The sequence below is a fragment of the Ruegeria sp. CJ2 genome (assembly GCF_056536745.1).
The window spans coordinates 133,823-160,079 of record NZ_JBQFQF010000009.1; the positions used below are offsets into that span (position 1 = coordinate 133,823).

The window sequence follows — 26,257 nt, forward strand, 5'->3', positions numbered from 1 at the left end:
CCTTGCCCCTTGGAAATTCGGGATCAAAAGCCCATTATTAGGATACCCGTGCCACGGAGGTTGATCATGAACGTCCACGCCACACCGCAATCCACAGGGTATCGAATTTCGGTCGAACCGTTGAACGATTCCGTCACGATCTACCGTGGCGATTTGCTTTTGGCCCAAAGCGACAACGCCAAGGTCATGTATGAAACCCGGCTGCCCCCAACGATCTATATTCCCCGCGAAGACGTATATGTGGATCTTGGAGAAGAGACAGAGTTGCAGACCTTTTGTCCGTTCAAAGGGACCGCGACCTATCACGACGTCGTATTAGATGGACAACGCGTGGCAAACAGCGTCTGGGCCTATGAAGAAGCTTTGCCAGAAAGCAAAGCGATTCAGGGTCATATCGGGTTCCTGCCCTCAGCCTATGACCGGATCGACCTGGGGGAAAACCGGCTTCGGGCACCCGATGACGGCAATATCAGCGGCCCTTTGATTGACTGGCTGATGCGCGGCGCGTCCGAGATCACGACCTCAGAAGACTTCACCAAGGCGCTGGCCGAGAAGATGCTGGAGCATGGGATAGCGATTCAACGCCTCAGCATTCTGGTCTGGTCGCTGCACCCCCTGATCGCCGGAAAACACTATATCTGGGAAAAGGGTGTGGCCGAAATCTCGACCAATGTGCCTACATATGAAATTCACGATCACCCAGCCTATATCAACAGCCCGCTTCGGCATGTGTCGAACGGTCTGGGGGGCGTGCGTCAGCGGCTGAATGACGACAACCCCCACAACAGCTTTCCGATCATGGAGGATTTGCGCGCCAAGGGTGCTACCGACTATGTCGCAATGCCGCTTCCCTTCTCGGACGGCCGCACCAATGTTCTGACGTTAACGTGCGATCACCCCGATGGCTTCACGACGGAAAATCTGGGGTTGGTGTTTGAATGCTCGTCGGTCATTGCACGGTTCTACGAAGTCTTCATGCAGCGGGAAAACGCGCAGGTTCTGCTAGAGACCTATGTCGGCAAGCGATCGGGCGCACGCGTTCTGGGGGGCGAAATTCGGCGTGGCGATGGTGACGAAATCGACGCGGCCATTATGTTTTGCGATCTTCGCAACTCCACAAGTCTGGAAGAGCGGCTGGGGCGCACGGACTATATTGTCCTGCTGAATGACTTTTTCGACACCGTCTCGGATATCGTGCACGAAAATGGCGGCGAAGTTCTGAAATTCATCGGCGACGCGGTTCTGGCCGTCTTTCCGGAAGGTGACGATGCAATGACGGCCCGCAGCAACGCGCAGCGCACGGCCGTTGAAATCGTCGAGAAGCTGGGCGACCTGCGTCAGGCAGGCTCTGACCCGCATTGCGACTGTTCAATCGGTGTTGCCTATGGGCGCGTGACATACGGCAATGTCGGCTCGCGCGAACGGCTGGACTTTACCGTGATTGGGCAAGCCGCGAATATTGCGGCGCGGCTCGGCGAATATGGCAAGACGGTGGACCACCGGATCGTCGTATCGGCTGACATCGTACCCGCCTGCGCGGACGCGGTGCCGCTTGGAGACATCAAGCTTCACAATGTTTCGCAGCCCGTGTCGTCCTACGCGCTCAGAACTTCGGCGGATGCCGTGCTGAATTCCTGACCCGGCGGTAAGTTAAGGCATTTCGGCGGTGAGCCAATGCGGAAAAGACTGTAGGGCTCGTTTGGCCGCAAACCATGCGCCGTGGTCCTGTGTCCGTGTCAGCCCCCAAGAAGGATCAAGGCGGTTTGTGCGGGTGATATCGTGCTTTGGAGCTGTGCGATCTGGCTTCGCGCCAAAAACTGGTCCGTCAGCCGATTGACCGCTGCCTTATCCGAAAATTGCGACAGGTCATCTGAACCGGTTAGGCCCTTTAACCTGTCCTTGAACTCAGCAAGCTGTTTGTCGATATCCAACTGGGCAAAACTTGAAGGAAGGCCAAGCGCCGTTTCCATCATGCTGCGCAAAGGCGGCAAGCCCATCAAGTCAAACCACTTGGTGTCAGCCCCACTTTCCTGAACAGCCAATTCCGCCAGCGCGTGTTGCGCATAAAGCGAAATGCGCATTGTCTCGTCACGCTCACCCACTGCGACCTCAAACCGTGAAACCACGTTGTCCTGCGCGATATCTTCCATGAAACTCTGCAGACCGGTCCGGCGAATTTCGCCTGGACCCAGACCGAAAGCCTCGGAAAATTCGCGATATCGTTTGTCCGACAACCGATTGGACAGCGCGTCCTCGGCGGATGTGCCGTCAGACAGCACTTTTTGAATAAAAAAACGGTTATTCAGATCCCCTTCCAAACCGAACGCCCCCAGCGCCACCTGCAGCAACCGGCGGTCCGAGACCAGATCTTCGGCTGTCTGAACCTTCCCGATGTTTTCCAGAAAGTACCGGGTTTCTCGTTCATTCGCCGCCGACGCGGAAAAACTCTCTAGCTGTGCGTCATAACTACGCTGAAGAAAGCGCCACCCCACAATGCCGCCGGACGGTACAACAGGTTGGAAAGTCATTGCTGGTAAGCCATCAGCCGCTCTTCCCTTGGAAGAAGCGCGCGAAGAGCCTTGAGACACTTGTAGTACTGCTCAGCCAGCAGCGCATCGGTGGCTTCCGCGAGGACCTTGCGACTGTCAGCATCCGTGAACACCTGGCTTAGCTCTTCCACGCGGCGCAGCAATTGCTGCCTTGCGTCTTCAGGCTCCATGTCCCCTGACAAGACAAGCTGCGCGGCATAGCACACACGGCGTACGGGCGTATTGACCTCGTCCGGGTGGATGGCGTCGCGCAGACGCAAGACATTCGCCTGCGGTGTCATGATTGAAAACCGGCTGCGCCGATCACCATTTTCCACAACGACCCCGTTGATCAACACTCGCTCTTTCGGGGCGAGCTTCAGAACCAGCCCACCCATTAGGTTGCCCTCATCTGCCGCAAGCCGCGCAGAACGGCCATGTTGATTTCCAACAAGGGATCGACAGTAGCTTTCTTGCCCAGAACCTGGCTGCTGTGCTGCTCGGTAAACTCGGCCAGATAGAAAATCCGTGCCCGCAACTCATTTGGAAGCGCATTTTCTGAATCCGCGACACCGCTGGCCAGGACCGACCACAATCGACGGTTTTCATGCAGCGCCTGAACAAACCCGCCAAAGTCGGATTTCTGCCGGGCGGCGGCAGCTTTGAGGCGATGCGTGATTTTCGAAATGGCCTCGTATTCGGTATCGCGTGGCGTACGTGTCGGAGCCGCGGTTTGAGCATAGGCGCGGTGCGCCAGGGTTTGCGGTGTCACTTGAAATCCTTCCAATAGTCCGTCTTTTGGCAATCAGAGCCGGGGCGCCTTATGACGCCCCGACCAAGGTCTTTCGATTACCGGAACAACGACAGGATCGACTGCGGAGCCTGATTTGCGATCGACAGCGACTGTGTGGCCAGCTGCTGCTGCACCTGCAGGGCCTGCAGTCGGGCCGAAGTCTCTTCCATGTCGGCGTCCACCAGCGAGCCGATACCGGACTTGAAGGAATCTGCCAGGTTCGAGATGAACTCTTTCTGGGTCTCGATCCGGCCTTGCGACGAACCAAAGGCCGCCGACGCGTCAATGGCCGTGTCGATCAGCGTTTCAATGGTGCCCAAAGCAGCCGTCGCCCCCGCTGCGGTCGAAACGTCAATACCTGTCAGCGCACCCAGACCGCCGGAACCCGCATTGGCGAACTGGCCGCTGACCGTCAGGTCATTGGTGCCAGCGTTGGTGAAATCGAGAGTCCCCGGCGTGCCGCTATCATAATCCACGGTCAAACCGGCGATACCCAGATCATCAACCTTGCCTTTCAGGGCAATGGCAACAATGTCAGCGGTGGTTGTCGCCGCCGCATCATCTGCGGTCACGGTGTAGGATACGGTCCGATCTCCAACGGTCAGGCTGACACTGTCCCCCGCAGCGAAGGCCACGCCGTTTTCAGCAATTTCGATCTGCTCGTTACCACCAGCACCATCCAAAGCGATCGCAACAGTATCACCATTGGCCGAGGCACCTGCCGAGCTGCCCGAGAAGATGTCATTGGCCGTATACCCACCAACCGACAAATCCTGCCCTGAAACAGTGATTGATGAAGCCGTCACAGCACCCGTCGAGTCACGGTCCAACGAGGCCAGGATCGAAGCCGAGGCCACAGACCCGTTGACCAGGTTCAGCCCGTTGAACTGGGCCGCGCCCACAACAGCGGTGATCTGATCTCGCAGAGCGGTTACGTCATCATTGATCTTTCCACGATCCACGTTGTCTTCCTGCGCCGCGACGATCTTGCCCTTCATCTGGTTCAGAAGGTCGGTCACGGTTTCCGAGGCATTGCGGGCCACCGCAACGGTCGATTCACCCAACGCCAGACTGTCCTTGATCGCGTTGAACCCTTTTACGTCGGATTCCATGACTTTCGAGATCGCCCAGACTGCCGAATTGTCCTTGGCCGTGGCAACGTCCTTACCGGTCGAGATCGCGTTCTGGGTCTGCGCCAGGTTCTTGTTGACCGACTTCAGGGTTTGCAGCGCAACCATTGCGCCATTGTTGGTCAGAATGCTGGACATAGCTTCTTCCTTTTTCCATTCGGGCCCTTTGCGCCCATGCTGACCCCGCATCACCTGCGGGCTTTGACGTCGTTCTGATCAATGCGTTCCGCCGTCCGGCTGTTCGCGCCACCTGTTGTTTCAGGTGCGTCGCCACCTTTGCCGCCGATCCCCTAACGGAGTGCTAAGGCCCGCGATCTGGAAAATTCAGATTTGAATCAAACCAGCGGCTATGCGCGTTTCTCCAACTTGGCATTGCTACGAACCGCAAAGCCTTTGCGTTGCCCGTCAGCGCTGTAGGTGCTGAGTTCATTTCGGACACGGCGGAGTTCTGCCATACGGTCCGCAACCGCCCGAATCCCGTCCGCCGCACTGTTTAAAAGCGACTGATTCCTTTCAACTTTCTTCTGAAGCCGGACCAGTTCTTCGCTTTCCCGAACCGGAAACTGGTTGAGCGCGCCAATCAACTTTTCCTTTTCGGGCATCATTTGGCCCAATTGATCCAGATCACCCTGCACAAGCGCGTTTCGCTCCAGGTCCAGAACCTCTTCTAGTGACCTGATCAGATCAGTCTCGGATTTACTCGGCATCGGCTTTCTCCATCATGGACCGGAACAGAACATCTTGCAGACCGACGCCGCCGGCTTTGGCCAACTGACGCGCTTGCTGCTGAACCAATAAGGACGAAAACTGGTCCTCACCGGCCCCACCTCCAAAGGATTGGCGACCGTCGCCCAGACCTGCGGATTTCAACATCTCGGCCAGAAAAGTAGCCTCAAGCTCAACAGCTGCGGTTTGCAGTCTTTCAACCGTGGACGGGGCTATCGCTCTGGGAACGGGTGCGGGTATTTTCATAGCTTTCTCCGAAATTTGCATCGAACTTTGTCGATCAAAGGTGAAAGCGGTTAAAATAAACGTAACTTCCTGCGGTCAGATTTCGGGTCACACAACCGGAGTCGGAGCAAAATGCCCAACCCTCTTTTGACGGCGATCGCCTCGCCCACCCCCTCTGCCAAGCCCCCCGGAACGTCCGCGGACCCGTCTGAGCAAAAAACGGAAGGATCGTTTGAAGCCGTATTGGACGAACAAATCAAACAACAGGCTGAAGGCACCCAGACGCCTGAATTACCCGCTCAGGAAACAGAATCGGACCCATCGGAACCGGTCGAAGATGACGGGCCTGCGGACACAACACCGAATATCGTGGCCGCTCCAGATTCCGGGCTGCGGCAAGTTTCATTGCTCGAACCAAAGGGCGAAGCTCCGGGTAACACCCTTGCCGCTCGTGTTGTCAGCGACCAATCAGACAAATCTGTTTCGGGCCAACAAAACACAGGGGAACTTGCGGGGGGTGGCGCCCCCCAAGGCCGCTTTGAAATTTCTGAAAATGATCCTGCACCAGCGGTTCGGCTTGTCCGAACGGCGAATGAGGGGCGTAACGCGCCGATTTCTACGGAGAGCCGGCCCTTACGCAGTTCCGGGTTCAGGGTGCCACCCACCCCTGACCGCAATGCCCCCCCGCTGGCTGAACTGCCAAAAACGGACGCACTTCCAAACCGGGACACTTCAAGCGGCACGCCACAGAACAAGACCCCGGCCGCTTCGGGCACGGCTCAACCCTTCGTCCAAATGCAATTGATGGCGACACAGGAAACCCAAGCCGAAGCTGAGGTTCCAGACGTTGAGGATACCCAGCACCTGAGGGACAATTCCCCTTTGCAGACCGGTCGAGAATCCACCTCGGCCACGCATGCATTTGGGTCAAACGCGCGTGCTGAAATGGCTCGCGCCATCGCAGGGCAGATGGCCGCCGTCATACATGCACGACCGCAGACAGGGGCCATTGAAATCGCCTTGAACCCAGAGGAACTTGGGCGCGTTTCCATTGTTCTGAACGGCCGCGACGATGGCGTCCACCTGACAATCGCGGCCGAGCGCCCGGAAACACTCGACTTCATGCGCCGTCACATTTCGGTTCTGGAGGCTGAATTCAGAGCCCTTGGCTTTGGCGATCTGTCATTCGATTTGGGAACTTCATCCGACGCCCACCAGAATGATCATGACGACCGGACCCATTCGCCATTTGAGCCGGAGCAGGACGCCCATTTTCCCGCAACCGCACAGGCCCCATCGCGCGTAGGGGCGGCTGGGCGCATCGACATAAGGCTATGACATGATCAACCCGACCCCATCGACCATACAACCCGGCGCTCAGACACAGGCGACTCAGACTCGGGCAACGGGAATCGCATCGGATTTTGAGACGTTCCTTCAAATGCTAACCGCTCAGGCAAAAAACCAGGACCCGTTGGAGCCGTTGGATTCATCCGAATACGCGTCGCAACTGGCCCAGTTTTCAATGGTCGAGCAGCAAGTTCAAACCAACGCGTTGCTATCCGGCCTGTCCGCGTCGATGGACAATGTCGGGCTGGAACGACTTGCGGACTGGATCGGAATGGATGTGCGGTCGGCCTCGGCGTTTCAGTTTGACGGGGCACCAGTCAAACTGTTCGCGCAACCCGACGCAGCCGCGAAATCAGCAACGTTTGTGGTTCGCAACGCCGATGGGACGGTTATCAACCGCGTCCCGGCATCCCCCAGCAGCACCGAGTTCATCTGGTCCGGGACGGACAGCGCAGGCAATTCCGTTCCCGCCGGATCCTATTCCGCCACACTCGAAAGCTATGATGGAGAGGACCTGCTGTCCGAGCAGGCCGCTTCCGCATATAACCGCGTGGTCGAAGCTCAGGTCGCGGACAACGCGCTGTTGCTGACGCTGGAAGGGGGGCACGTCATTCCGGTCAGCATGGTAAACGCAGTACGATCTGGAACTTGATCTGAAGGCCAAGGCAGGCCAAAGCTTTGCCACCTTCGACTCGTTTACAGAATTGGTGAACCTCCTGCCCGACCGAACTGCCCCACCGCGTGATCTTGTTGACCACCTCCGCAGCACGGGGCTTGTCGACGCCAATGCTCGTTTTCAGACATTGTATGGGGGCCGCACCAATCAGGTTTGGAAGGTTCTCGGCGGCGACGGGGACAGGGTGCTGAAACTCTATCGGTCCAAGCTGCGTAACCCGCTGTTTCGAAACGACGCCGAACTTGAGGCCCGGTGCCTGAATGCGCTAGAGCCGATGGGCTTCGCGCCGCGCCTGCGGGCAACAGGCAAACACGATAACGGGCATTGGGTGTTTTATGATCACGCACCGGGGTCCCCATGGCAGTCAGAAACACCCTGCGTCGCCGCATTGCTGCGCAAACTGCACATGCTGGACATCTCGATAGAGGTGCCCCGGGGACGTAACGGCAGCGCCGAGCTTGCACATCAGGCGGAACAAATTCTGGACATGTGTCGTTCGGATCAAAAAGCACAATTGATCCAACTGCGCCCAGATAACCCGGTGCCAGCAACAGGCCGCACCTGTTTGGTCCACGGTGATCCGGTTGCGGGGAACATTTTGGTGGATCCCGCTGGATTGACTCTCATTGATTGGCAGTGTCCGGCCCATGGCGATCCTTGTGAAGACCTCGCGCTGTTCCTTTCGCCGGCAATGCAGTTGCTTTATCGCGGCGCCGCGTTGAGCCTAGCGGAGGAAACGCAGTTCCTGTCTGCTTATGAGCGGCCAGATGTAACCAGCAGGTACCGCGAGTTGCAAAAGTGGTATGCGTGGCGGATGGCAGCCTATTGTCTGTGGCGCGTAGAAAACGGCGCAGCGGATTATTCCGCAGCGCTGGATCTGGAAGTCACAGCACTGCAGTAAAGTCAAAGATCGGCCAGCGCCATCATCGCGTATGCCGGCGGCAACAAAGCGCGCCGCCATAACCCAAGCGGAAAGCGGCCGGGGATTTGGCTAATCGGCTCTGGTAGCCCCGCGTCCTGACCAAGCACCATACGGGACAAAGCGCGTCCACAATAGGTGCCCATCGCAACCCCATTGCCGTGATATGCAAACCCGGCAAACAGCCCGGATTGGCCCGGCACCGCACCAGCAAACGGTGTCAGGCTGCGCGACAGGCACACCATGCCGGACCACGTATGGGTGATGTCGACATGCGCCCATGCGGGGAACATCTTGCGAAAGTCCGATTGAACCTTTTGGCGAATTGCAACTTCGGCCTTGGCCGAAGACCGTAAACCACCGCGCATACCGAACAGGAACCTCCGGTCGGGCATGAGACGGAAATAGTGCAACAGGTTACGCGTATCGTAAGACATCTGGTCTGTAGTCCAGCCCTGATCCTGCAGTTCACCCTCGGACATTGGGCGCGTCACCAGAACCGTTGACTGGGCAGGCATATAGCGGCCAGCAAGCCAGTCCGGGACATCTTCGCTTGAATATCCGTTGGTGCAGATCAGAACATTTTCAGCGCGCACACGACCTGCCGCGGTGCGAATGTCAAAGCCTCTCCCGGATTTCTGCACGGCGTGCACAGCACTTTTTTGAAACAATTTCGCACCGGCCTTACCTGCCGCATTCGCAAGTCCGAACAGGTATTTTCTGGGGTTCAGACCAAAACCGACCGGGTTGGTATACCCGCCGTGAAACGTCCCCCCGAAGCCGAGCCCAGAAAGCTCCTGCGCCTCGTGCAAAATCCCGGATGTGTCTGCGGTTCGGCGAAGGTTTTCCATCGCTCGCGCGGTGTGAGCCAGTTGGGTTTCCCCTTTCGAGTGGGTGTCCGCGTTGATCCCGTGGGTGTCCAACAACTCGGCAACAAGCTGGACTGCCTCAGCTTCTGCCGCGTCATAGCGTTCAGCAGCCGGGGTGCCGTATTTCCGAACCATCGCCTTGTGGCTGAGTTTCGAGCCGCCGAGACAGCAGAACCCGCCATTCCGACCCGACGCACCCCAACCGGGTGTTTCCGCCTCGAGCACGGCCACGGAAACGCCTGCCCCAGCCAGATGCAAAGCCGCAGACAGGCCCGTGAACCCAGCCCCGACAATGGCGACGTCAACACTCAGATCGCCCTGCAATTCCGGCCAATCCGGGGCGGCGATTGTCTCGTCCCACCAACAGCCCTCACGCGGGCCGGGGCCATAGGTATAATCCGGAAACAGCCGTTTCATTCAGCCCGTGCCGCGGCCATTTCATCCTGTTTCTGTCGCATCATGGCGCGTTTTGTCACCAAAGACGCAGTGATGACGCCCACGGTCACGACGGCAATCATCAACGTGGACAGTGCGTTGATCTCGGGACTGACCCCCAACCGCACAGCCGAGAAGATCTTGATCGGCAAGGTTGTGGCCGACGGACCCGAGGTAAAGGATGCAATCACCAGATCATCCAGCGACAGGGTAAAGGCCAGCAACCACCCGGAAATCACGGCAGGCGCAATGATCGGCAGTGTCACTAGGCGAAACGCTTGCGCGGGCGAACAACCAAGGTCCAGAGCGGCCTCTTCCAGCGACTGATCGAACGTCACCAAACGCGACGAGACAACGACCGAGACGAAACACATCGAAAAGGTCGTATGCGCCAGCACAATGGTCAGGATACCGCGATCCAGCCCGATGCCGATGAACAGCAGCAGCAGCGACAGGCCGGTGATTACCTCGGGCATCACCAGAGGGGCGTAGATCATACCGGAGAACAGCGTTCGACCGAAGAAACGCCCTCCACGCACCAGCACATAGGCGGCGGCGGTGCCCAGAATGGTCGCCAGCGTAGATGAGAACACAGCCACCCGGATTGTCACCCATGCCGCATCCAGAAACGCCTCGTTCTGGATCAGCTCACCATACCATTTGGTCGAGAAGCCAGCCCAGACGGTGACCAGCTTGCTTTCGTTGAAGGAAAAGATGATCAGGATGATCATCGGGATATAGAGGAACGCAAATCCCAGCGTCAGCGAGACCGCGTTGAACCAGCTTAGCCTGTTCATTGCTCGGCCTCCGTCTGTTTCTGCTGGTTGCGCTGGAACAGCGCGATTGGGATCACAAGGATCAGCAGCAATACTACGGCCACGGCGCTCGCCACGGGCCAGTCGCGGTTCGAGAAGAACTCCTCCCACAGCACCTTGCCGATCATCAGCGTGCCCGAGCCGCCCAGCAGCGAGGGGATGACGAACTCGCCGATCACCGGGATCATCACGAGGAAACAGCCTGCGATAATGCCGGGGCGGGACAACGGGATTGTCACAAGCCAAAAGGCCTGAACCCGCGAACAGCCAAGGTCTTCGGCGGCCTCGATCAGGGATTCGTCCATCCGCTCCAGCGCCGAATAGATCGGCAGGATCATGAACGGCAGATAGGTGTAGACGATGCCGATATAGACGGCCGTATTGGTGTTCAGAATGGTCAGCGGGGTCGAGATCAGCCCCGTCCACAGCAGCAACTGGTTCAGATAGCCTTCGTTCGACAGGATGCCCATCCACGCATAAACGCGGATCAGGAACGAGGTCCAGAAGGGCAGTATCACCAGCATCATCAGCGTCGGGCGCCACTCGGCAGGCGCGCGGGCCATGCCATAGGCGATCGGATAGCCCACCAGCAGGGTCAGAAACGTCGAAATCAGAGCGATCTTGACGCTGGACAGATAGGCCTTCCAGTAAAGGTCATCCTCGGTCAGCCAGACATAGTTTTCCAGGTCAAGCTGGCTGAAGAACTCTTTGATGCCCGACCAGCCCTGCGAAAAGTCCAGCGTCGGTGAGTAAGGCGGGATCGCCAGCGCGATATCCGACAGCGAGATTTTCAGGACGATGAAGAACGGCACCAGAAACAGCGCCAGCAGCCAGACATAGGGAATGGCGATCAGGAACGCGCGGCGCATCAGTCGGCCAGCAGAACCGCAGCCGTTGCTGTCCAGGACAGCCAGACCGGGTCTTCCCACGTGAATGAACGGCGCGAGATGCGGCGGGTATTGGCCGTCTGCGCCTTGATGATCGTGCCGTTGGGCAGTTCGACATAATAAGTGGACAGGTTGCCCAGATAGGCGATGTCGTGGACCTTGCCCTGCACCGCGTTGATCGCATCCGCCGGACGGTCAGCGGAAATCGTCACCTTCTCGGGGCGGATCGCCAAATGACAGGCTTGTCCTTGCGCCAGACCATTGGCCGAAGTCGCCGTCAGGGGCGCCTGCCCTTCGGCCCAGTCGATCTGATAGGTGTCCTCGCCATTGGCGGTGGCGCGGCCTTCGATGATATTCACGTCACCGATGAAGTCCGCGACATAGACCGAGTTCGGATTTTCATAAATCCGGTCCGGGGTAGCAACCTGCATCAGCTTGCCCTGATCCATCACGGCCACGCGGCTGGCCACGGTCATTGCCTCTTCCTGATCATGGGTCACGATGACAAAGGTGGTGCCGGTCTTTTCCTGAATATCCATCAGTTCAAACTGCGTATCCTGCCGCAGCTTTTTGTCCAGCGCGCCCAGCGGCTCATCCAGCAGCAATAGCTTGGGTGCCTTGGCCAGAGATCGCGCCAACGCCACCCGCTGCCGCTGCCCGCCCGAAATCTGGTGCGGTTTGCGGTGGGCGAATTGCGTTAGCCGAGTCAGGCGCAGCATCTCTTCAACCCGGTCCTCGAGATCATGCTTGGGCATGTTGTCCCGGCGCAGGCCAAAGGCGATGTTTTCCCAGATACTCAGATGGGGAAACAGCGCGTAAGACTGGAACATCATGTTCACCGCCCGTTTGTTCGGCGGGATCGGGTCGATATCCTGACCGCCCAGCATGATGTGGCCTTCGGTGGGCGTCTCGAACCCTGCCAGCATCCGCATCATCGTGGTCTTACCGCAGCCCGACGGCCCCAGCAGAGCAAAGAATTCTTTCTCGAAAATATCCAGAGACAGGTTGTCGATCGCCGTAAAGTCTCCAAACCGCTTGGTGACATTCTGGAACTGGATCAAGGGTTTCGCCTGTGGGTCTTCCCACGGCGCAAAGACGTCAGAGTTCACTACAGCCCCCGTTCGGCAATCTGTAAAAAAGGGCAAGGCGGACATGCCGCCCTGCCTTGGTAAATCGGATCAGGTGCCCGATTTGATCTTGGTCCACAGGCGGGTCACGACCCGCTGCGTTTTCGCCGGGTAGGGCGTGGTGATGTAGAGGTTCTGCATCGTCGCATCATCCGGATAGATCGCCGGATCGCCGATCACGTCTTCCTCAAGGAACTCTTGCGAGGCCTTGTTGCCATTGGCGTAGTACACATAGTTCGACGCAGCCGCCATGTTGTTGGCGTCCAGAATGAAATTCAGGAACTTATGCGCACCTTCCGGATTCGGCGCATCTGCCGGGATCGCCATCTGGTCGAACCACATCAGCGAGCCTTCGGCGAACGGGTGGTATTCGATCTCTACCCCGTTATCAGCTTCGGCAGCGCGGTCACGGGCCTGCAGAATGTCGCCCGACCACCCCACGGCCACGCAGATATCACCGTTTGCCAGCGCGTTGATGTATTCCGAGCTGTGGAACTTCTGAATATGCGGACGCACGCTGGTCAGAACGTCTTCGACCTTTTTGATGACGTCCGGATCATGGCTGTCCGGGTCTTCGCCCAGATACTGCAAAGTCATCGGGATCATTTCCGCTGGTGCGTCCAGGAAATGCACGCCGCAAGCAGCCAATTTTTCCATGTTTTCAGGCTTCAGCACCAAGTCCATGCTGTTCAGGGCAACGTCATCACCCAGCGCCTCTTTGACCTTGGCGACATTCACACCGATACCGGTGGTGCCCCACATGTAGTTGATCGAATAGGCATTGTTCGGGTCGTACCCGGCAGTGCGTTCCTGAATGACATCCCACAGATTGCCCGAGTTGGACAGTTGTGACGCATCCAGTTCCTGAAACGCTCCGGCCTGAATCTGACGCTGAAGGAACGTGCCAGACGGGACAACCACGTCATAGCCCGACCCACCGGCCAGCATTTTGGTTTCCAGCACTTCGTTGCTGTCAAACACGTCGTAGATAAGCGTCAGTCCGGTTTCTTCCTCGAACTTCGTCAGAAGCTCTTCGTCGATATAGTCGGACCAGTTGTAGACACGCACTTCTTCAGCGAAGGCCGCCGAAGTCCCCAGTGCGATGACCGCTGTCATGGTCAGCGTTTTGATTGACATTTTATTCTCCCTGCAAGTGTCCGGGTATTTTCCCGTTTTTTTGGATTTGATCAAGTTTTGCGTTTTCCCCCGATCCCGCGTATGGTTTCACGAGGTCAGGCACCTGGCAAGTCAGCATCATTGGAAACAGGGCAAACCAATTGGATTTGATCAAAAATAAGGCGGTCGGGTCGTCCGGCAATGGGCAAAAACGGCCCGCGCATGAACAGGTTTATCAATCACTCAGGTCGCAGATCATGTATGGTGAACTGGTTCCCGGGCAGCCCGTCACCATCCAAGGCCTGACTGATTCGCTAAACGCCGGAATGACCCCCGTGCGAGAGGCGATCCGGCGGCTGATTTCAGACGGAGCACTGGTGTTTCAGGGAAACCGCCGGGTCAGCGTGCCCATGTTGTCATCGCGTGACGTCAAGCAGATGATCTATGCCAGAATATCAATAGAATCAGAGCTTTCCAGACAAGCAACGGCCAATGTATCCCCCGCGGATGTGGACCGTTTGGAACGCATAGATCAACAGCTGGATCAAACAATCGCGGATGGGGATGTCAGCGGCTATCTGCGTTTGAACCATCAGTTTCACGAAACGCTCTATGCCCATGCCGACGCGCCGATTCTCAATGATCTGGCGGAACGTCTGTGGCTCAGGTTCGGGCCGTCCCTGCGTGTGGTCTGCGGCCGATTCGGAACCCAAAGCCTTCCTGACCGCCACAAAGATATCATCAGGGCATTGCGTGATCAGGACGCCGATCTTGCTGCCAAAGCAACAGCTCAGGACATTGAACAGGGTATGGAGCTGATGGCGGATTCACTTGCGAACGCCTAGAACAACGCGATTCGATTGACAGCAAAAAATTTGATCATATTGTGATGGCCAACCGCTTTTGCAGGAGTCACCCTGATGTCCACGATCACCAATCACATGCCGACCGCCGAGTTGCAGGCGCTGGACGCCGCTCATCACATGCACCCGTTTTCAGCCAATGGTGCGCTTGGGAAAGAGGGCGCGCGCGTCATCACCCGCGCCAAGGGCGTCTACCTGACCGACAGTGAAGGCGAAGAAATTCTGGACGCCATGGCGGGTCTGTGGTGCGTCAATATCGGCTATGGTCGCGACGAACTGGCCGAGGCCGCAGCGCGTCAAATGCGCGAACTGCCCTATTACAACACCTTCTTCAAAACCACCCACGTCCCCGCCATCGCGCTGGCCAAGAAACTGGCCGAGCTTGCGCCTGGCGATCTGAACCATGTCTTCTTTGCCGCGGGCGGGTCCGAGGCCAACGACACCAACATCCGTCTGGTGCGCACCTACTGGGCCGAAAAGGGCCAGCCCGACAAGAACATCATCATCAGTCGCCACAACGCCTATCACGGCTCCTCCGTGGGCTCGGCCTCGCTGGGCGGCATGGCCGGGATGCACGCACAGGGCGGCATTCCGATCCCGAACATTCACCACATCAACCAACCGAACTGGTGGGCCGAAGGCGGCGACATGTCGCCCGAAGACTTTGGTCTGGCCCGCGCACGCGAGCTGGAAAAAGCGATCTTGGAACTGGGTGAAAACCGCGTCGCGGCCTTCATCGCCGAACCCGTGCAGGGCGCTGGTGGCGTGATCGTAGCGCCTGACACGTATTGGCCCGAAATCCAGCGCATCTGCGATAAATACGACATTCTGCTGATCGCGGATGAGGTGATCTGCGGCTTCGGTCGGACCGGCAACTGGTTCGGCTCGCAAACCGTGGGCATCCGCCCCGATATCATGACCATCGCCAAGGGTCTCAGCTCGGGCTATGCGCCCATCGGCGGCTCAATCGTCAATGACGAAATTGCCGAGGTCATCGGCGGCACTGAATTCAACCACGGTTACACCTATTCCGGCCATCCGGTCGCGGCCGCGGTCGCCCTAGAGAACCTGCGCATCCTCGAAGAAGAAAAGATCGTCGAGCATGTCCGCGACGTGGCCGCGCCCTACCTCAAGGAAAAGTGGGAGGCGCTCGCCGATCACCCGCTGGTGGGTGAGGCGAAAATCGTTGGCATGATGGCCTCGATCGCGCTGACCCCGGACAAGGCCAGCCGCGCCAAATTCGCCTCGGCCCCCGGCACTGTGGGCTATATCTGCCGCGACCGCTGTTTTGCCAACAACCTGATCATGCGCCACGTCGGTGACCGGATGATCATTTCGCCGCCGCTGGTCCTGACCCCGTCAGAGATCGACGAAATGTTCGTGCGCATCCACAAATCACTGGACGAAGCTCAGGCTGACATCATCGAACAGGGGTTGATGAAAGCCGCCAACTGATCCGCGCAGCTTCATCTGGCTCAAAATATCCCGGGGGAGTCGCGGCCTGCCGCGGCGGGGGCAGAGCCCCCTCCCCTACCTCAACCGCTCCAGCAACCGCAGCGACGGGTAGCCATCCGGCACCAGGCCCTGCGCCAACTGATAAGCCCGCACCGCATTCACCGTATTCGGCCCCGTCCGCCCGTCAATGCCCTGCGTGTCAAAACCAGCTTGGGTCAGCCGCGTCTGCAGTTCCTTTTTCTCGGTGAAACTCAGCACACGGTCGCCGCGCGGCCAACCGGCCTGAAACGGGGCGCGACCGGACAGGCGGTCCGAAAGGTGACCGATACCAATCACGTAAGCATCTGCACCGTTATACGCCTCGATCACCCTGAAATTATCAAAAATCATAAGCGCTACGCCCTGCCGGCCCGCAGGCAGCAAGATCGCGGCCTGCCCATGATCTGGCACCGGGTCGCCATCCATTGCAGTCACGCCCCGCGCGGCCCATTCAGATGGCAGCAAAGTGTAGTCCCGCTTGGCGGTGGAAAAGTCGAACGCGTGCGGTAGGCGCACTTCGATACCCCATGGCTGCCCCTTCGTCCAACCATGGCGCGCCAGGTAAGACGCGGCAGAGGCCAGCGCATCAGTCGGGTCATCCGACCAGATATCGCGGCGTCCATCTTTGTCAAAGTCGACGGCGTGATCCAGGTATGAGGTCGGCATGAATTGCGTATGCCCCATCGCCCCGGCCCAGCTTCCGACCATTTTGTCAGGGCTGACATCCCCAGCCTCGATGATCTGCAAGGCTGCAATCAACTGTGTTTCAAAGAACCGCGCGCGGCGCGCATCAAACACAAGCGTGGCCAAAGACCGGATAGTGTGGTCGCTTCCCCTGAAGGACCCGAAGGATGTCTCCAGCCCCCAGATAGCGGTCACGACCTCTTTTTCAACGCCATACTGCGCCTCGATCCGGGTCAGGGTGTCGCCGTGGCGCTGCAATCCCGCGCGACCATCTGTGATGCGTCGGTCCGAGACGGCAGCGTCCAGATACTCCCAAATAGGTTTCGAAAACTCTGCCTGATTGCGGTCCCGTTTGATGACATCCGTGTCGTATGTCAGACCTTTCAGAGACCGGTCCAAAGTCGAGGCGGAAATCCCCTGCTCAAGGGCCCGTTCACGAAAGGCCCCCAGCCACGCCTGAAACCGCGCGTTTCCTTCGGTAGACACCCGATACTCCTTGGCTATAGGTCGAACGACCGGTCGGATCGAGACCGTTACATCAGCCGAAGCCAACTGCAAGACCTGCAATCTATCTGAGTTTCCCTGCGATTCCGCCTGCACTATGGATGCCCATAATGCAGCGGTCATGACGCCGCTTATGCATTTACGCATTCCGATTTTTCCTGATTACTGCTCAACCCCAGAATAGCGCAAAACCGCATTTCGACAAAGCGGTCATGTGTTCTGCTCGCGATCTTTTGCTTCCCGCTCGGCCCGAATCCGGGCCAGCGCCTGCCGCAACAAAGGGACGCGATTTGGTCTAAAGCTGTCGTCTGTCACAAACATTTCGCGCATGCGATCCAAGCGAAAGACGCGAAAGTCCTGTCTCAGATGGCACCACGACACCAGAACGCTGGCCCGGTCCATGTAGACGATGCTAAGCGGGTCCACCCTTCGGCGCGTTTCCTCGCCTTTGCCGTCCGTATAGGCAAAATCAATGCTGCGCTCGTCCCATGTGGCCTGCCGCAGATCGGCCACTTCGATAGTCGGCTTGGCCGGGCGTGCGAACCGGGCGGCAGCCAGGACCGCATGACTTAACCGATGCGATTGGCGCGGCGGCAAACGGCCCTGTAGCTTTCGAAGCGCGTCACCGGCGGCTTCGGCCAACCCCGGATCACCGATTGACTGCACCTCGCGCAGCCCCAGGACCAAGGCTTCCAGCTCATCATCGGTAAAACCCAAAGGTGGCAGGGTGGCATCTTCGATCAGGGTAAACCCGAACCCTGCCTCTCCGCCTATCACGGCGCCCAAGCCACGCAGGGCGTCTATATCGCGATGTATGGTGCGGGCTGAAACACCCAGATCCTGCGCCAACTGCACGGACGTTTTCGGCGACGGGCCCGAGCGTAAGGCTTGCATCAACTGGAACAGGCGGGCGGTGCGGGACATAACGCAACTTACCTTAGACCTAATGACATTTTTTGTCATCAGGTGCGCGTAACTAGGTGGCGTCCAACCAAGGGAGTTGCCAATGTTGACCTTACTGACCTTTCCAGCCGCTTTTGGGTCCTTCAGCGCCAGCCCGTTCTGCGTCAAGACGGCCCTGATGCTGCAATACTCGGGGCAACGCTGGCAGCGTTCCGACTTGCTCAACCCCAGCAAGATGCCACATCAGAAACTACCCGTCCTGCGCACACCGGACCGTCTTTTGCCCGACAGCGACCTGATCCGGGATTGGCTGGAATCGCAGGGTACCGATTTCGACAAAGGGCTGAGCGACGTGCAAAAGGCACAATCCCGCGCCCTGATCCGCATGGCCGAAGAGCATATCTATCACCACATTGTTCTGGACCGCTGGGGCAACGATGAGGCATGGCCTATTCTGCGCGACACGTTCTTCACCGAAATCCCCGCGCTGATCCGTGGACCTGTCACCAAGCCTATTCGCAAGTCGGTGCTCAAGCGCCTGAACGGGGTGGGTGTCTCGAACTTCTCAGAGGCCGAACGCAGCGGACGTTTGGAACGCGACCTCGAGGCGATTTCCGCGTTCCTTTGGCAATCTCCCTTCCTGATGGGCGACACCCCCACGGCGGCAGATATGAGCGTCGGCCCAATTCTGGCAGCGATGCGCGCAACGCCGGTAGAAACGCCACTGACCCGGCGGATCAAACAGGATACGCTGCTCAACAGCTATATCGACCGCATAGAACAGGCGATTCCCGTATGAGGCCCTTCAAAGACCCTGCCGTCGAAGCCGTGTTCAACGCATTCCCCGAGAGCACCCGCAAAGGTGCTCTGGCGCTGCGGAATCTGATCTTTGAAACTGCCCAGACATTGCCGGACACGCACCCCATGCAAGAGGTTCTGCGCTGGGGTCAACCGGCTTATCTTGCGCCTAAAGGGTCAACGCTCAGGCTGGGTGGGCACAAGTCTGCCAATTTCGCATTATTCGTGCATTGCCAGACACGGCTGATCGGTGATTTCACCTTGGCCTTTCCCGGCGAGGACCGGCTGGACGGCAATCGCGCGATCCTGTTCGATCACCCGGGGCAGATCGACGCAAACCGCCATGGTTGGCTGATTGCCAGTGCGCTGACCTATCACGTTTCTCGGAAACGCAGAGACACAGCAATAAACGATGCGACGCGTACCTGAATCGTGTTTTACCTCTGACGGCGTTTGCGTTCGACCTTGCGCTTGATCTTGTCTTTCTTGCGCTTGTTGCTGGCTGCCTTACGGCGCGCACCTCGTTTCGCAGCGCCGCGTCCGCGTGGCAGGGTTTGGTCGTCAATCGACAGCAGCTCCAGCTCCAGCCCGCCCGTGACCGGCGTTGCCTGCGTCAACCGCACGGTGACACGCTGACCGATGGCGATGATCAGACCGGTATCCGATCCCATCAGCGTCCCGGCTTCGCGGTCGAAATGAAAGACCTCGCGCCCCAGGGATCGCACCGGCACCAACCCATCCGCTCCGGTTTCGTCCATCTTCACGAACGCACCGAACCGCGCGATGCCGCTGATGCGGCCAGTGAACTCATTGCCGACCCGCTCGCTCAGATAGGCGGCCAGATAGCGGTCGGTGGTGTCGCGTTCGGCCATCATCGACCGCCGTTCGGTGTCCGAGATATGGGTGGCGGTCTCATCCAGCCGCGCGATTTCATCCTCGGTCAGCCCATCCTTGCCCCAACCATGGGCCGAGATCAGCGCGCGATGCACGATCAGGTCGGCATAGCGGCGAATGGGCGAGGTGAAATGCGCATATTTCCGCAGCGCCAGACCGAAATGTCCGAAATTCTCGGGGTTGTAGTAAGCCTGCGCCATCGACCGAAGGGTGGTCAGATTGATCAACTCGGCATCCTCAGTCCCCGCTGCCGCATTCAGCAACGCATTCAGGTGACGGGTTTGCAGCACTTGACCCTTGGCCAAATTCAACCCGGCGGCCTGTGCGGTTTCCCGCAGGCTTTCCAGCTTTTCCGGCGCGGGTTCTTCATGGACGCGGAACAGCAGCGGGCGGCGCTTGGCGATCAGCGTCTCGGCGGCGGCGACATTGGCGAGGATCATGAATTCTTCGATCAGCTTATGCGCGTCCAGCCGGTCGCGGAACGCCACGCTGGTCACTTCGCCGGTGTCGCTGAGGACGATCTTGCGCTCTGGCAAGTCCAGCTCCAATGGCTGTCGCACCGCACGTGCGGACTTCAACGCAGCATAAGCGGCATAAAGCGGTTTCAGCACTGTCTCTAACAGAGGCCCGGTGCGGTCATTCGGCGATCCGTCGATGGCCTCCTGCACCTCGGCATAGTGCAGCGACGCGGCCGAGCGCATCAGGCCGCGCACGAACCGGTGGCCGATCTTGTTGCCCTCGGCGTCGATCTGCATCCGCACGGCGATACAGGCGCGCGGGACGCCTTCGTGCAGCGAGCACAGATCGCCTGACAAACGATCCGGCAGCATCGGCACCATGCGGTCGGGGAAATAGCTGGAATTGCCCCGTTTGCGCGCCTCGCGATCCAGCGCGGTTCCGGGCTGCACATAGGCGGCGACATCGGCGATGGCGACCCAGATCACGTGGCCGCCGGGGTTCTTCGGGTCATCGTCTGCGTGGGCATAGCACGCGTCATCATGATCTCGCGCATCCGAAGGGTCGATGGTCAGCAGCGGCATATCCCGCAGGTCTTCGCGCCCTTTCAGGCCGGCGGGTTTGGCCTTGTCAGCCTCATCAATCACCTTATCGGGGAAGTCATCCGGGATGCCGTGCTGGTGAATTGCAATCAACGACACCGCCTTGGGCGCGGTGGGGTCGCCCAGCCGTTCCACAACGCGCGCACGCGGCAGACCCATGCGGTTCTTTGGCCCTGCCTGTTCAGCCTCGACCAGTTCGCCATCCTTGGCCCCCAGAACGGCACCTTCGGGAACCAGCCATTCGGTCGAACCCGCCTTGTCGATGGGCACGACCCGCCCGCCCTCGGCCCCTTTGCGGAAAATGCCGACGATCTTGCGCGGGTTGGTTCCGATGCGGCGGATCAGGCGCGCCTCGTAGTTGTGGTCTTCCTCATGCACCACGGTCAGGCGGGCCAGAATCCGGTCGCCCTCGCCTAATGCCGGATCGCTGGCGCGGGTGATCAACAAGACGATGGGTTCGACCCCTTCGCCATGCCATTCCAACGGACGCGCAAACAGGTCGCCATCGACATTCGGAGCCTTCACTTGCAACACGCTGACCGGCGGCAGACGATCCGGGTCGCCATAGCTGCGCTTGCGCTTTTCCAGATGTCCTTCGGCCTCAAGCTCGCGCAGGATGCGTTTCAGGTCGATCCGCGCCGCGCCCTTGATCCCAAAGGCTTTGGCGATATCGCGTTTCGAGGTCAGGGTGGGGTTCGCCGAGATCCAGTCAAGGACCTCCTGCTTGGTGGGTATGCGACTCATACATTCGGCCTAACACGGGCGTGCGACGGCGTCATGACTAAAAAAGCGGATCAGCGCTTCAGATCCGCCACCGTGTCCACGTCACTTAGATGATCCAGCAGAGCAACACGCGCGCCGGGGATCGAGGCCAACGTGTCCGCCAGCGCATGCTCAGTGGACCAGCGCACATTGCGGAACAGACCCTCGGGCAGCGCGCCAAATCGCTGCGCGCCGACCAGCCAATAGCCCCCGTCGGGCGCGGGCCCAAAGGTCATCTGGGAAGACCCTAGTGCCCTGAACGCCCGCGCGATATGAGCGCGGGTAATCCCCGGAATATCCGCACCGATCAGGCAGACAGGGCCAACAGGCATCCCGCGCAGCATGCGCCCCATCCTGTCCCCCAGATCTCCGCGCCCCTGTGCCGCGCGCGGCAAGTCCGCTGGCCAGACGCGGCTGATCAGCCCCGCGCGATCCGGCGAGACCGCCAGCATGATCTGCCAGCGCGGGTCACGCAGCCGACGGATCAGCGAACGGGTCTGATGGCGAAACCACCACGCGGCTCCGACCATACCGATATCGCGGCCCAGTCGGGTTTTAACCCGACCCGGCCGCGGCTCTTTAACCATGATCACAAGGGTGCGCTGCATCTCAGGCGAAATAGTCCCGCAGGATGCGCGTGTAGATCGCCTTGAGTTGTTCGATCTGCGCCACCTCGACGCATTCATCCACCTGATGCATCGTGCGGCCCACCAGCCCGAATTCCACCACCGGGCAGTGGTTCTTCACAAACCGCGCGTCCGAGGTGCCGCCTGTCGTCGACATCTCAGGTCTCACGCCCGTTTCCGCCTCAACCGATTTGGCAACCAGATCAGACAAAGGACCGGGAGGTGTCAGGAAGCTCTCGCCCGAAATCTTGATCCGAACGTCGATCTCAACCCCAAACGCGTCCGCCACCGCAGCGGCCTCGGCCCGCAGCCAATCGCTGAGGCTGGCCCCGGAATGCAGATCATTAAAGCGGATATTCACCGCGCCAGTACATTGCGCGGGGATCACGTTGGTCGCGGGGTTTCCGGTGTCGATTGTCACGACGGCCAGTGTCGAAGCATCGAAATGGTCCGTGCCCTGATCCAGCTCGTGACTGGCCAGCCGATCCATCAGCCGCGCCATTGCAGGCATCGGATTCTTGGCCCGATGCGGATAGGCCGCGTGCCCCTGCACCCCGGTCACGGTGAACCAGATATTCATGGAACCACGGCGGCCGATCTTCATCATCTCGCCCATCGTATTGGGGCAGGTCGGCTCACCCACCAGGCAGACCGACATCTTCTCATCCGCGCTGTCCATATAGTCCAGCAACGCGGTCGTCCCGTCCACCGCATCCCCTTCTTCGTCGCCCGTAATGGTCAGGATCACCGCCCCGTCCGGAGGCGTGTCGCGCACGAAATCAACGGCAGCCGCGGCAAAAGCCGCAACACCGGATTTCATATCCGTCGTTCCGCGACCGTACATGACCCCGTCTTTGATCTCGGCCCCGAAGGGCGGCATGGTCCATGCAGCCTCATCCCCGACCGGAACAACATCCGTGTGACCGTTGAACCCAAAGCTGCGCGCATGTCCTTTCGCGCCCCAACGCGCAAACAGATTACTGACACCACCCCGGTACACGCGCGTACACTCGAACCCGGCTTGGGACAGGGTTTTCTCAAGCAGCACAAGGGCACCGCCTTCTTCGGGTGTGACCGAAGGGCAACGGATCAGGTCTGCCGTGAGTTGTACCGGATCTGTCATTTCTGGCCCTCTCTGACTGTCTCTTCGCAGGATCGCGCACAGATTCAACGAATTGGGTGAATTGCCAACCCCTATACCCCCATTTCCCGCGGCTTTTTTGCATAGGCCTCAGTTTGATATCTCAATAAAACATGCCCGTTTACCCCAAGACCACCTTGCCGCCTTGTTCAAAACTGAGTTACAGGGCGGCGAAACAGGTAAATTGACGATGAAACGAGTCCTTTTCGCTTTGATCTGCCTGACTTTCGCCGTTCTTGCACAGCAAAGCCAGGCCCAGACGCTGTCGGTCGCCACCGTGACCCGCACCCCATTTTCCTATGTCGAGGATGGGGCGCAGACCGGTTTTTCGATGGACTTGCTTGCGGCGCTGTCCGAGTCCCTGAACTGGGACTACGAGATCAACCGCGTCGAAACCTTTGGCGACATGCTGGGATCGGTTCAGGACGGGTCCGCTGATCTGGCCATCGCCAATATTTCGATCACCGCCTCGCGCGAAACGCAGATGGATTTCAGCCAGCCCATTTTTGAGGCGGGTTTGCAGATCATGGTCCCCTCTGACGCCGTGCGGCGACCGTCACTGCTGCAGGCATTGCTGTCGGTCGAGTTGTTCATCGCCATCGGGCTTGCCTTTGCGATCCTTCTGGGCGGCGGCATGTTGATGTGGATATTCGAACGCCGCTCGCAACCCTATTTTGACCGCAAGTTGGACGAAGCATGGTTCCCGTCCTTCTGGTGGGCCCTGAACCTCGTGGTCAATGGCGGGTTCGAAGAACGGATGCCGCGCACCCCGTTTGGTCGGCTGTTGGGTGTTGTTCTGGTCGTATCTTCGCTGTTTATCGTATCCGTCTTCACCGCGCGGATTACATCCGTGATGACCGTCGACGCCATCAGCGGCAATGTGAACTCGGTCAACGATCTGTATGGAAAGCAGGTTGGCACGATTTCCAATTCAACCGCAGCCAATTTCCTGAACCGGCGCGAGATCGAATTTGTCGGCTATGACGGGTTGGACCCATTGCTGGACGCCTTCAAGAATGAAGAGCTTGATGCTGTCGTGTTCGACGCCCCGATCCTGGCCTATTATGCCTCACATGAAGGTCGGCGGATCGCGTCGGTCACTGGCGGTGTGTTCCTGCGCGAAAACTACGGAATCGCGTTTCCGACCGGTTCGCCACTGGTCGAGGAGGTCAATCAGGCGCTGCTGTCTCTGCGGGAAGACGGCACCTATGACGAGATTTATCGCAAGTGGTTCGGGGCGCGGAACTAAAGCGGCCTAGGCCGGTTCCTCATCCCCGAAAAACGGCGTCATCTGCGCGACGATAACCGCGTTCTCATCCAGCGCGCGTTGCATCAGGGCACGCTCATCAGGATCAATGTCGTGGCCCTGCGCCTCACGTTCGGCCAGTGTGCCATAGCCGGTCACATCCAAAGGCGCAGTGTCCGCCTGTTTCAGGATCGCCACGGTCTCGCGCACGGCCTCAGCCTCATCAACGCCGCTGGCAAAACACATCAACGCCGCCCCGGTCGCACCTTCGGGCAGGCCGTCGCCATCCTTGCGGCCTATCTGCACAAGCAGGGTGTAAACTTGCTGACGAGAGGGTTTCTTTTGCTTTTCCATGCGGGGGCCATAGCCCCGTGCACCGTCCCGGTCAAGCGATTGCGCTGGCGCATGCGCGTCGTCATAGTGACCCTGCCATTAGTCAAAAAGGGTGCTTCATGACCTATCCAGATTTCATCACCGATTTTCCCAGCCTCGACGTCCCCTTCCCCGAGGACGTCGTGCAGACTGCCGTGATCCGGTCCGATGCCGGACTGGTGGCGTTTTTTACCTTTTTGAAGGATTTCGAACTGCCCATGCATTCGCATAAGGCCCAATGGGGAACGGTGATCGAGGGTGAGGTTGAACTGACCATCGGAGATGAGACGCGAACGTACCGCCCCGGTGACAGTTATTCGATCCCCTCGGGCGTCGAGCATGGCGGCAAGATCAAAGCCGGATCGCGCGTGATCGACGTGTTCGAGGAGCCCGACCGCTATCCGGTGAAAGGCTAACAAAAAAGGCCGCAGCGCGGTGCTGCGGCCCTTGTTCGGTTGGAGCGGGGTTTAGTCGCGCAGCAGCTCGTTGATCCCGGTTTTCGAGCGGGTCTTTTCGTCCACCCGCTTCACGATCACCGCGCAGTACAGGCTGACATTGTTCTTGGACGGCATCGAACCCGCGACAACCACCGAATAGGGCGGCACTTCGCCATACATGACCTCACCGGTTTCGCGGTCGACGATCTTGGTCGATTTACCGATAAACACGCCCATACCCAGAACCGAGCCTTCGCGGACGATGCAGCCCTCGACCACTTCCGACCGGGCACCGATAAAGCAGTTGTCTTCGATGATGGTCGGACCGGCCTGCATCGGCTCTAGCACGCCGCCAATGCCGACGCCGCCCGACAGGTGGACATTCTTGCCGATCTGCGCGCAAGAGCCAACGGTGGCCCAGGTATCAACCATGGTGCCCTCATCCACATAAGCGCCCAGGTTCACGAACGATGGCATCAGCACCACGCCCGGCGCGATATAGGCCGATTTGCGGACCACACAGTTGGGCACGGCGCGGAAGCCTGCGGCTTTCCACTGGTTCTCACCCCAACCGGCGAACTTGCTGTCCACCTTGTCCCACCAGCCACCGGCCTGTGGGCCGCCGTCCTGAATCTCCATATCCTTGATGCGGAAGCCCAGCAAAACCGCTTTCTTGGCCCACTGGTTCACGTGCCAGTCGCCGCTCTGCTGCTTTTCGGCCACGCGCAATGCGCCGCTGTCCAGCGCGTTCAGCGTATCCTCGATCGCCTCGCGCTGCTCGCCCGTGGTGGCGGGGGTAATTGTGTCGCGCGCGTCCCAGGCGGCTTCGATGGCGGCTTCGAGTTGGGCGTTGGACATGGGGGGCTCCCTGCAGAATCT

Annotated in this window: 28 protein-coding genes; 10 read left to right on the forward strand and 18 right to left on the reverse strand. The window is 59.1% G+C overall.

The window, feature by feature from the left end; genetic code table 11:
- Positions 1-66 precede the first annotated feature (66 nt).
- A complete protein-coding gene (locus tag ACR0MS_RS14375; protein WP_480574488.1) occupies positions 67-1,638 on the forward strand; it encodes a DUF427 domain-containing protein in 1,572 nt (523 codons plus the stop codon).
- 98 nt (positions 1,639-1,736) lie between these two features.
- Here the strand turns inward: ACR0MS_RS14375 and ACR0MS_RS14380 are convergent, their stop codons facing one another.
- The 6 genes from ACR0MS_RS14380 to ACR0MS_RS14405 all read right to left on the reverse strand — a co-directional run bounded on the left by ACR0MS_RS14380 (position 1,737) and on the right by ACR0MS_RS14405 (position 5,423).
- Positions 1,737-2,528, reverse strand: coding sequence for a DUF1217 domain-containing protein (locus tag ACR0MS_RS14380; RefSeq protein ID WP_480574491.1), 792 nt, complete (start codon positions 2,526-2,528; stop codon positions 1,737-1,739).
- Positions 2,525-2,926: a flagellar biosynthesis repressor FlbT gene (gene flbT, locus ACR0MS_RS14385; RefSeq protein WP_480574494.1), complete on the reverse strand. Its 402-nt coding sequence runs from the start codon at positions 2,924-2,926 to the stop codon at positions 2,525-2,527. Before flbT ends, ACR0MS_RS14380 begins: the two co-directional genes overlap by 4 nt.
- Entirely contained in the window at positions 2,926-3,300 is a 375-nt protein-coding gene (flaF, locus tag ACR0MS_RS14390; protein ID WP_480574497.1) for a flagellar biosynthesis regulator FlaF, read from the reverse strand. Before flaF ends, flbT begins: the two co-directional genes overlap by 1 nt.
- A 77-nt stretch (positions 3,301-3,377) precedes the next feature.
- Positions 3,378-4,589: a flagellin N-terminal helical domain-containing protein gene (locus tag ACR0MS_RS14395; RefSeq protein WP_480574500.1), complete on the reverse strand. Its 1,212-nt coding sequence runs from the start codon at positions 4,587-4,589 to the stop codon at positions 3,378-3,380.
- 209 nt (positions 4,590-4,798) lie between these two features.
- Positions 4,799-5,158, reverse strand: a complete 360-nt coding sequence (locus ACR0MS_RS14400) for a flagellar biosynthesis protein FlgN (protein WP_480574503.1) — start codon at positions 5,156-5,158, stop codon at positions 4,799-4,801.
- Complete coding sequence (locus tag ACR0MS_RS14405; protein ID WP_480574505.1) at positions 5,148-5,423, reverse strand: rod-binding protein; 276 nt, start codon at positions 5,421-5,423, stop codon at positions 5,148-5,150. The genes ACR0MS_RS14400 and ACR0MS_RS14405 overlap by 11 nt, the downstream gene beginning before the upstream one ends.
- A 111-nt stretch (positions 5,424-5,534) precedes the next feature.
- Between ACR0MS_RS14405 and ACR0MS_RS14410 the strand changes: the two genes are divergently transcribed.
- The 3 genes from ACR0MS_RS14410 to ACR0MS_RS14420 are packed head-to-tail and all read left to right on the forward strand — an operon-like array spanning position 5,535 to position 8,329.
- Complete coding sequence (locus ACR0MS_RS14410; protein ID WP_480574508.1) at positions 5,535-6,740, forward strand: flagellar hook-length control protein FliK; 1,206 nt, start codon at positions 5,535-5,537, stop codon at positions 6,738-6,740.
- A 1-nt stretch (position 6,741) separates the two neighbouring features.
- Positions 6,742-7,404: a flagellar hook capping FlgD N-terminal domain-containing protein gene (locus tag ACR0MS_RS14415; RefSeq protein ID WP_480574510.1), complete on the forward strand. Its 663-nt coding sequence runs from the start codon at positions 6,742-6,744 to the stop codon at positions 7,402-7,404.
- 55 nt (positions 7,405-7,459) lie between these two features.
- Positions 7,460-8,329: a phosphotransferase family protein gene (locus tag ACR0MS_RS14420; RefSeq protein WP_480574513.1), complete on the forward strand. Its 870-nt coding sequence runs from the start codon at positions 7,460-7,462 to the stop codon at positions 8,327-8,329.
- A 2-nt stretch (positions 8,330-8,331) separates the two neighbouring features.
- On the opposite strand, the gene ACR0MS_RS14425 is transcribed toward ACR0MS_RS14420, so the two are convergent.
- From ACR0MS_RS14425 to ACR0MS_RS14445, 5 genes are read right to left on the reverse strand one after another with little or no spacing between them, the layout of a single operon-like run.
- Positions 8,332-9,633 (reverse strand): NAD(P)/FAD-dependent oxidoreductase, encoded by a 1,302-nt coding sequence (locus ACR0MS_RS14425; protein ID WP_480574516.1) that lies wholly within the window; start codon positions 9,631-9,633, stop codon positions 8,332-8,334.
- Positions 9,630-10,448 (reverse strand): ABC transporter permease, encoded by an 819-nt coding sequence (locus ACR0MS_RS14430; RefSeq protein ID WP_480574519.1) that lies wholly within the window; start codon positions 10,446-10,448, stop codon positions 9,630-9,632. The genes ACR0MS_RS14425 and ACR0MS_RS14430 overlap by 4 nt, the downstream gene beginning before the upstream one ends.
- Positions 10,445-11,335 carry an ABC transporter permease subunit gene (locus ACR0MS_RS14435; RefSeq protein WP_480574522.1) on the reverse strand — a complete coding sequence of 297 codons (891 nt, stop codon included), beginning with the start codon at positions 11,333-11,335 and terminating at the stop codon, positions 10,445-10,447. Before ACR0MS_RS14435 ends, ACR0MS_RS14430 begins: the two co-directional genes overlap by 4 nt.
- The gene (locus ACR0MS_RS14440; protein ID WP_480574525.1) at positions 11,335-12,507 is read right to left on the reverse strand and encodes an ABC transporter ATP-binding protein; all 1,173 of its coding nucleotides are present in this window, start codon (positions 12,505-12,507) and stop codon (positions 11,335-11,337) included. Before ACR0MS_RS14440 ends, ACR0MS_RS14435 begins: the two co-directional genes overlap by 1 nt.
- A 24-nt stretch (positions 12,508-12,531) precedes the next feature.
- Positions 12,532-13,617, reverse strand: a complete 1,086-nt coding sequence (locus ACR0MS_RS14445) for a polyamine ABC transporter substrate-binding protein (protein ID WP_480574528.1) — start codon at positions 13,615-13,617, stop codon at positions 12,532-12,534.
- A 140-nt stretch (positions 13,618-13,757) separates the two neighbouring features.
- Between ACR0MS_RS14445 and ACR0MS_RS14450 the strand changes: the two genes are divergently transcribed.
- Both ACR0MS_RS14450 and ACR0MS_RS14455 read left to right on the forward strand, forming a co-directional pair.
- Positions 13,758-14,441 (forward strand): GntR family transcriptional regulator, encoded by a 684-nt coding sequence (locus tag ACR0MS_RS14450; protein WP_480574531.1) that lies wholly within the window; start codon positions 13,758-13,760, stop codon positions 14,439-14,441.
- A gap of 75 nt (positions 14,442-14,516) precedes the next feature.
- Complete coding sequence (locus ACR0MS_RS14455; protein ID WP_480574534.1) at positions 14,517-15,914, forward strand: aspartate aminotransferase family protein; 1,398 nt, start codon at positions 14,517-14,519, stop codon at positions 15,912-15,914.
- A gap of 75 nt (positions 15,915-15,989) precedes the next feature.
- On the opposite strand, the gene ACR0MS_RS14460 is transcribed toward ACR0MS_RS14455, so the two are convergent.
- A complete protein-coding gene (locus ACR0MS_RS14460; RefSeq protein ID WP_480574537.1) occupies positions 15,990-17,288 on the reverse strand; it encodes a lytic murein transglycosylase in 1,299 nt (432 codons plus the stop codon).
- 63 nt (positions 17,289-17,351) lie between these two features.
- Positions 17,352-18,065, reverse strand: a complete 714-nt coding sequence (locus ACR0MS_RS14465) for a helix-turn-helix transcriptional regulator (protein WP_480574540.1) — start codon at positions 18,063-18,065, stop codon at positions 17,352-17,354.
- A gap of 82 nt (positions 18,066-18,147) precedes the next feature.
- Here ACR0MS_RS14465 and ACR0MS_RS14470 point away from each other — a divergent pair, with 82 nt between their 5' ends.
- Positions 18,148-18,843 (forward strand): glutathione S-transferase family protein, encoded by a 696-nt coding sequence (locus tag ACR0MS_RS14470; protein WP_480574543.1) that lies wholly within the window; start codon positions 18,148-18,150, stop codon positions 18,841-18,843.
- On the forward strand, positions 18,840-19,271 hold the full coding sequence (locus ACR0MS_RS14475) for a DUF1801 domain-containing protein (protein ID WP_480574546.1): 432 nt from the start codon (positions 18,840-18,842) through the stop codon (positions 19,269-19,271). Before ACR0MS_RS14470 ends, ACR0MS_RS14475 begins: the two co-directional genes overlap by 4 nt.
- Before the next feature lie 8 nt (positions 19,272-19,279).
- Here the strand turns inward: ACR0MS_RS14475 and rnr are convergent, their stop codons facing one another.
- Genes rnr through dapE form a run of 3 tightly spaced genes read right to left on the reverse strand, consistent with a single transcriptional unit; the run spans position 19,280 to position 23,305 of the window.
- A complete protein-coding gene (gene rnr / locus ACR0MS_RS14480; RefSeq protein ID WP_480574549.1) occupies positions 19,280-21,538 on the reverse strand; it encodes a ribonuclease R in 2,259 nt (752 codons plus the stop codon).
- 50 nt (positions 21,539-21,588) lie between these two features.
- On the reverse strand, positions 21,589-22,164 hold the full coding sequence (locus ACR0MS_RS14485; RefSeq protein WP_480574552.1) for a TIGR04282 family arsenosugar biosynthesis glycosyltransferase: 576 nt from the start codon (positions 22,162-22,164) through the stop codon (positions 21,589-21,591).
- Between the two features lies 1 nt (position 22,165).
- On the reverse strand, positions 22,166-23,305 hold the full coding sequence (dapE, locus tag ACR0MS_RS14490; protein WP_480574555.1) for a succinyl-diaminopimelate desuccinylase: 1,140 nt from the start codon (positions 23,303-23,305) through the stop codon (positions 22,166-22,168).
- A gap of 208 nt (positions 23,306-23,513) precedes the next feature.
- Here dapE and ACR0MS_RS14495 point away from each other — a divergent pair, with 208 nt between their 5' ends.
- Positions 23,514-24,572, forward strand: coding sequence for a transporter substrate-binding domain-containing protein (locus tag ACR0MS_RS14495; RefSeq protein WP_480574558.1), 1,059 nt, complete (start codon positions 23,514-23,516; stop codon positions 24,570-24,572).
- A gap of 6 nt (positions 24,573-24,578) precedes the next feature.
- On the opposite strand, the gene ACR0MS_RS14500 is transcribed toward ACR0MS_RS14495, so the two are convergent.
- Positions 24,579-24,923 (reverse strand): hypothetical protein, encoded by a 345-nt coding sequence (locus ACR0MS_RS14500; protein ID WP_170388822.1) that lies wholly within the window; start codon positions 24,921-24,923, stop codon positions 24,579-24,581.
- A 98-nt stretch (positions 24,924-25,021) separates the two neighbouring features.
- Between ACR0MS_RS14500 and ACR0MS_RS14505 the strand changes: the two genes are divergently transcribed.
- Positions 25,022-25,357, forward strand: coding sequence for a cupin domain-containing protein (locus tag ACR0MS_RS14505; protein WP_480574561.1), 336 nt, complete (start codon positions 25,022-25,024; stop codon positions 25,355-25,357).
- Between the two features lie 51 nt (positions 25,358-25,408).
- Here ACR0MS_RS14505 and dapD read toward each other — a convergent pair whose 3' ends face one another.
- Positions 25,409-26,236 carry a 2,3,4,5-tetrahydropyridine-2,6-dicarboxylate N-succinyltransferase gene (gene dapD / locus ACR0MS_RS14510; RefSeq protein WP_480574564.1) on the reverse strand — a complete coding sequence of 276 codons (828 nt, stop codon included), beginning with the start codon at positions 26,234-26,236 and terminating at the stop codon, positions 25,409-25,411.
- Positions 26,237-26,257 lie beyond the last annotated feature (21 nt).

Bases quoted from the DNA above. Each gene is read 5' to 3' on its own strand.
- ACR0MS_RS14395 (WP_480574500.1), bottom strand. From the start codon at position 4,589: ATGTCCAGCATTCTGACCAACAATGGCGCAATGGTTGCGCTGCAAACC.
- ACR0MS_RS14455 (WP_480574534.1), top strand. From the start codon at position 14,517: ATGTCCACGATCACCAATCACATGCCGACCGCCGAGTTGCAGGCGCTG.
- flbT (WP_480574494.1), bottom strand. From the start codon at position 2,926: ATGGGTGGGCTGGTTCTGAAGCTCGCCCCGAAAGAGCGAGTGTTGATC.
- ACR0MS_RS14400 (WP_480574503.1), bottom strand. From the start codon at position 5,158: ATGCCGAGTAAATCCGAGACTGATCTGATCAGGTCACTAGAAGAGGTT.
- ACR0MS_RS14445 (WP_480574528.1), bottom strand. From the start codon at position 13,617: ATGTCAATCAAAACGCTGACCATGACAGCGGTCATCGCACTGGGGACT.
- ACR0MS_RS14375 (WP_480574488.1), top strand. From the start codon at position 67: ATGAACGTCCACGCCACACCGCAATCCACAGGGTATCGAATTTCGGTC.
- ACR0MS_RS14435 (WP_480574522.1), bottom strand. From the start codon at position 11,335: ATGCGCCGCGCGTTCCTGATCGCCATTCCCTATGTCTGGCTGCTGGCG.
- ACR0MS_RS14405 (WP_480574505.1), bottom strand. From the start codon at position 5,423: ATGAAAATACCCGCACCCGTTCCCAGAGCGATAGCCCCGTCCACGGTT.
- dapE (WP_480574555.1), bottom strand. From the start codon at position 23,305: ATGACAGATCCGGTACAACTCACGGCAGACCTGATCCGTTGCCCTTCG.
- ACR0MS_RS14495 (WP_480574558.1), top strand. From the start codon at position 23,514: ATGAAACGAGTCCTTTTCGCTTTGATCTGCCTGACTTTCGCCGTTCTT.
- ACR0MS_RS14460 (WP_480574537.1), bottom strand. From the start codon at position 17,288: ATGCGTAAATGCATAAGCGGCGTCATGACCGCTGCATTATGGGCATCC.
- rnr (WP_480574549.1), bottom strand. From the start codon at position 21,538: ATGAGTCGCATACCCACCAAGCAGGAGGTCCTTGACTGGATCTCGGCG.
- ACR0MS_RS14410 (WP_480574508.1), top strand. From the start codon at position 5,535: ATGCCCAACCCTCTTTTGACGGCGATCGCCTCGCCCACCCCCTCTGCC.
- ACR0MS_RS14380 (WP_480574491.1), bottom strand. From the start codon at position 2,528: ATGACTTTCCAACCTGTTGTACCGTCCGGCGGCATTGTGGGGTGGCGC.
- ACR0MS_RS14505 (WP_480574561.1), top strand. From the start codon at position 25,022: ATGACCTATCCAGATTTCATCACCGATTTTCCCAGCCTCGACGTCCCC.
- ACR0MS_RS14440 (WP_480574525.1), bottom strand. From the start codon at position 12,507: ATGTCCGCCTTGCCCTTTTTTACAGATTGCCGAACGGGGGCTGTAGTG.
- ACR0MS_RS14475 (WP_480574546.1), top strand. From the start codon at position 18,840: ATGAGGCCCTTCAAAGACCCTGCCGTCGAAGCCGTGTTCAACGCATTC.
- ACR0MS_RS14415 (WP_480574510.1), top strand. From the start codon at position 6,742: ATGATCAACCCGACCCCATCGACCATACAACCCGGCGCTCAGACACAG.
- ACR0MS_RS14500 (WP_170388822.1), bottom strand. From the start codon at position 24,923: ATGGAAAAGCAAAAGAAACCCTCTCGTCAGCAAGTTTACACCCTGCTT.
- ACR0MS_RS14465 (WP_480574540.1), bottom strand. From the start codon at position 18,065: ATGTCCCGCACCGCCCGCCTGTTCCAGTTGATGCAAGCCTTACGCTCG.
- ACR0MS_RS14470 (WP_480574543.1), top strand. From the start codon at position 18,148: ATGTTGACCTTACTGACCTTTCCAGCCGCTTTTGGGTCCTTCAGCGCC.
- ACR0MS_RS14425 (WP_480574516.1), bottom strand. From the start codon at position 9,633: ATGAAACGGCTGTTTCCGGATTATACCTATGGCCCCGGCCCGCGTGAG.
- dapD (WP_480574564.1), bottom strand. From the start codon at position 26,236: ATGTCCAACGCCCAACTCGAAGCCGCCATCGAAGCCGCCTGGGACGCG.
- ACR0MS_RS14430 (WP_480574519.1), bottom strand. From the start codon at position 10,448: ATGAACAGGCTAAGCTGGTTCAACGCGGTCTCGCTGACGCTGGGATTT.
- ACR0MS_RS14485 (WP_480574552.1), bottom strand. From the start codon at position 22,164: ATGCAGCGCACCCTTGTGATCATGGTTAAAGAGCCGCGGCCGGGTCGG.